We start from the raw sequence: 3,126 nt of genomic DNA, 5'->3' as shown, positions 1-3,126 counted from the left end.
GGGGAACTCCCACTACTAAAAACCAATCCGGGCGTTTATACCATTGAGGATGGCGCACATCATAGTAAAGATTTAAATCTGTACCAATAAATACTTCCTCAGAAGGGTAATACTGACAACGAAAGGTACGACTTAATAATTCTGGTTGTAAATCGTGAAATTCGTCTGGCAAACCAGGTTCCTCCGGATTCTCACTCGGCAGATCATACATGGTAGGTAGCGTTTCTTTAGGAGAAGCAGGAGCTTCACTTTGGGGAATCAAGTTTTTAGTCATTTTTTTATGGAGTAGGGCATCGGGAATCGGGAATCGGGAATAGACATCTCCAGGAATTGCAAAGCAGTTCTATCACTAGCTTTGAGATGCTTGCGATCATTCACAAATATGACAACTTTCAACGAAATAATAATAGTTATGAAGTTTTTTTGATAATAATTAACCTAAAAAATATAAACTAAATATCTAATTTGTCTGAAAACAAATTAGGTTAAAACTAACTTAAAATTAAAGCGCCTATTCGGAGTCTTACTAAACCGCAAACTGTCAAAATAACTTTTGAATAATTTTTGCTATTTAGGCGAAATCTCTCCGAGGCAACTCTAAATGTTTTGATCACTCTTATCAGGTGTTCTACAAATATTCGATCGCGAGATTTTTTCTGATTATCTTCTTTTATTTCTGGCGGCATTTCTTGATTTTTTGGTTTCTTTTTTGGTGTTTTTATTCGGTCTTCTCCATAGTAAGCTTTGTCGCCATTATATCTTTGGGTTTTTTCTAAATTTTTTGACTGTTCTCGCCATAAAATAATATCACTTTTAGGTCCTGGATATCCTACTATTACATCAACTATTTCTTGACCATCCGGAGTAGTAATTAATTGATTTTTAAAGGTGTGCCTTTTTTTCTTGCCCGAGTAATATTTTTTTTGTTCTTTGTAATCCAGAGGTCTTTCTCTATCTTGTTCACAGCTATCTACAATTAATTCTAATTCTGTTAAAATTTCCTTTACCCATTTCTCGTCACTTGTATTTTTTTTTACTTGCTCTAGCAAGCTACTAGGTAAAAGCTCACTCAAAATATTGACCCAATAATGAAAAACATTGTTAGCTGTCGATTCCGACACATTGAAATGAATTCCTAAGATTTCAAAGGTAGGATGATTATGTAAATAATATAATGTTAAAATTATTTGCTCTTCTGTATTTAAGAGAGATTTTCTTCCACCACCAGCTTTAATTAATCTAATTTCTGTTTGAGCGATTTCTGACTTTTTTTTATGGTGGTATTTTTGGGCGTTGTCAATTAGTTTATTAAGGTGTTTCTCACTTAATCCTATCAATCTCTTTGTTGACCTTGGATTACGTTTAATATAGCTGACAATTGGAATCATTTCAAAAAACAAATTGGTAATTAACTTCCATTATAACATAAAGCAAATCTAGTTTTTTTATTTTTTGGAGATGTCTATAGCATTCATTTTCATGGTATTCATCCTGCTGAAATGGATGGAGTGACTTCAATAGGCAAAGGTAAAGAAACTGTCTATGAATTTGAGGCTAAGCCCTATGGCGTTCATCTTTACCATTGCCATGTTAGTCCTGTTACTCGCCACATTAGCAAAGGACTGTATGGTATGTTCATTATCGATCCTCCCAGAAAACGCCCTCCTGCCGATGAAATGGTTTTAGTTATGTCAGGTTATGACATTGACGGAGACATAAAAACTGAAGACATAAAAACTAATGAACTTTATGCGTTTAATGGCTTACCTGATTTTTACAATAAACACCCTATTCCTATTTATCAAAATCAGTTAATAAGATTATATATACTGAATATGATTGAGTATGATGTGGCTGTCACTTTTCATATTCATGCCAACATGTTTAACGTTTATCCAACCGGTTGTACTATAAAGCCAACTCTCAAAACCGATGTCATTACTATGGGTACAGCGGAACGGCATATTTTAGAGTTTGCGTATTCGTTCCCAGGAAACTATATGTTTCACCCTCATCAAGACCAAATTGCTGAAAATGGTTGCATGGGACAATTTTCAGTTATTCCTAGTAACAAATTTTTATAACAGTAAACGTTATGAAAAATATACTCAAATACGTTTTGATCACTTTAGTTGTTGCCCTTTTGGTGCTAGGAATCAGGTACTATTTACCTAGTAATCCTCCTACTAAAACTAGTGAACTTTTTTATAACTCCGAACCTGAAAAGCTATTAGATGAAGATTATATCAAAAATCTTGGTCTAATGCAAGGTCATCTGATTGCAGCCAAAGATTTATTAAACGGGGGAACCCCAGAGCAAGCACAATCTCATTTAGAACATCCTATTGAGGAACTTTACGGGGAAATTCAAGATAAATTAAAAGAGGAAGGTGTTGATGATTTCAAACAGAATTTGGAAGCTCTATACGAGAAAGCTAAATATCACCCTTATAGTGACGAAGTAGATGAACAATTTGAGGAATCTGAGGGCTCAGTGGCAAAGATTGAATCAGCTATAGAGAGATTTTTTTAAAATAATAAGAATCTTCCACCGGAATTTGCTGAAAAGGTGATTATTAGTATTCTTAATACAGCATCGGAAGAATACGAAGCTGCCATTGGAAGGAACTGTAAGATCGTTGCTCCAACAGAGTATCAAGATTCCTTTGGTTTTGTTAAATATGTATACAAAAAACTTTCACAAAAAAGTTGGGTTCCTGATCAAACACGAGAGAAGATGAAATCTGATGTAAAAAACCTTCTAAAAGCGTGGTCTCCAGATAAAGATAAACCCTTTAAAGGAAAGGTAAGTGAACCTCCTAATTGCCTTGAGGCACTCTCTCCATCTGGAGAAACTGCATCTGTATATCCACCTGAATATCCGGTAATGACCCCAGCTCAATTATCTGAGAAAATTGCCAAGATTTATAACTGAAATAGGTTGTATGATATCAATAAAGTCTGGTACATCAATGGCAATTCCAAAAACAGTTTTTGGAGTTGCCAAAACTCGAAGAGAAGAGGAAACTATTCGAGTGCATCTCATTGTCTTGATGCAGTCGCTCATGGGGGAAACCACGGCAGTCGCTCATGGGGGGAACCCCCAAGACCGCGCTGCCTCCCCAA

6 protein-coding genes are annotated in these 3,126 nt (G+C 35.4%); 3 read left to right on the top strand and 3 right to left on the bottom strand.

Features of this window, described 5'->3' with window-relative positions:
* The 3 genes from F6K57_RS41250 to F6K57_RS41240 all read right to left on the bottom strand — a co-directional run.
* Positions 1 to 274: Uma2 family endonuclease (locus F6K57_RS41250; protein WP_293074874.1), on the bottom strand; the 274-nt coding region annotated here is incomplete at its 3' end.
* Positions 271 to 396, bottom strand: coding sequence for a hypothetical protein (locus F6K57_RS41245; RefSeq protein WP_293074871.1), 126 nt, complete (start codon positions 394 to 396; stop codon positions 271 to 273). The genes F6K57_RS41245 and F6K57_RS41250, both read right to left, overlap by 4 nt.
* Before the next feature lie 95 nt (positions 397 to 491).
* Positions 492 to 1,388, bottom strand: a complete 897-nt coding sequence (locus F6K57_RS41240; RefSeq protein ID WP_293074868.1) for a transposase family protein — start codon at positions 1,386 to 1,388, stop codon at positions 492 to 494.
* An 81-nt stretch (positions 1,389 to 1,469) separates the two neighbouring features.
* Here F6K57_RS41240 and F6K57_RS41235 point away from each other — a divergent pair, with 81 nt between their 5' ends.
* Genes F6K57_RS41235 through F6K57_RS41225 form a run of 3 tightly spaced genes read left to right on the top strand, consistent with a single transcriptional unit; the run spans position 1,470 to position 2,935 of the window.
* Entirely contained in the window at positions 1,470 to 2,084 is a 615-nt protein-coding gene (locus F6K57_RS41235; protein ID WP_364306300.1) for a multicopper oxidase domain-containing protein, read from the top strand.
* Positions 2,085 to 2,095: 11 nt separating this feature from the next.
* Positions 2,096 to 2,533, top strand: coding sequence for a hypothetical protein (locus F6K57_RS41230; protein ID WP_293074865.1), 438 nt, complete (start codon positions 2,096 to 2,098; stop codon positions 2,531 to 2,533).
* Between the two features lie 36 nt (positions 2,534 to 2,569).
* Positions 2,570 to 2,935 carry a hypothetical protein gene (locus F6K57_RS41225; RefSeq protein WP_293074862.1) on the top strand — a complete coding sequence of 122 codons (366 nt, stop codon included), beginning with the start codon at positions 2,570 to 2,572 and terminating at the stop codon, positions 2,933 to 2,935.
* The last annotated feature ends 191 nt before the right edge of the window (positions 2,936 to 3,126 follow it).

It is taken from the genome of Moorena sp. SIO4A5 (assembly GCF_010672005.1).
GTDB lineage: Bacteria > Cyanobacteriota > Cyanobacteriia > Cyanobacteriales > Coleofasciculaceae > Moorena.
Note: the sequence above shows the minus strand (reverse complement) of the source record. Positions and strands in the feature narration are given on the sequence as shown.

Bases quoted from the DNA above. Each gene is read 5' to 3' on its own strand.
- F6K57_RS41230 (WP_293074865.1), top strand. From the start codon at position 2,096: ATGAAAAATATACTCAAATACGTTTTGATCACTTTAGTTGTTGCCCTT.
- F6K57_RS41240 (WP_293074868.1), bottom strand. From the start codon at position 1,388: ATGATTCCAATTGTCAGCTATATTAAACGTAATCCAAGGTCAACAAAG.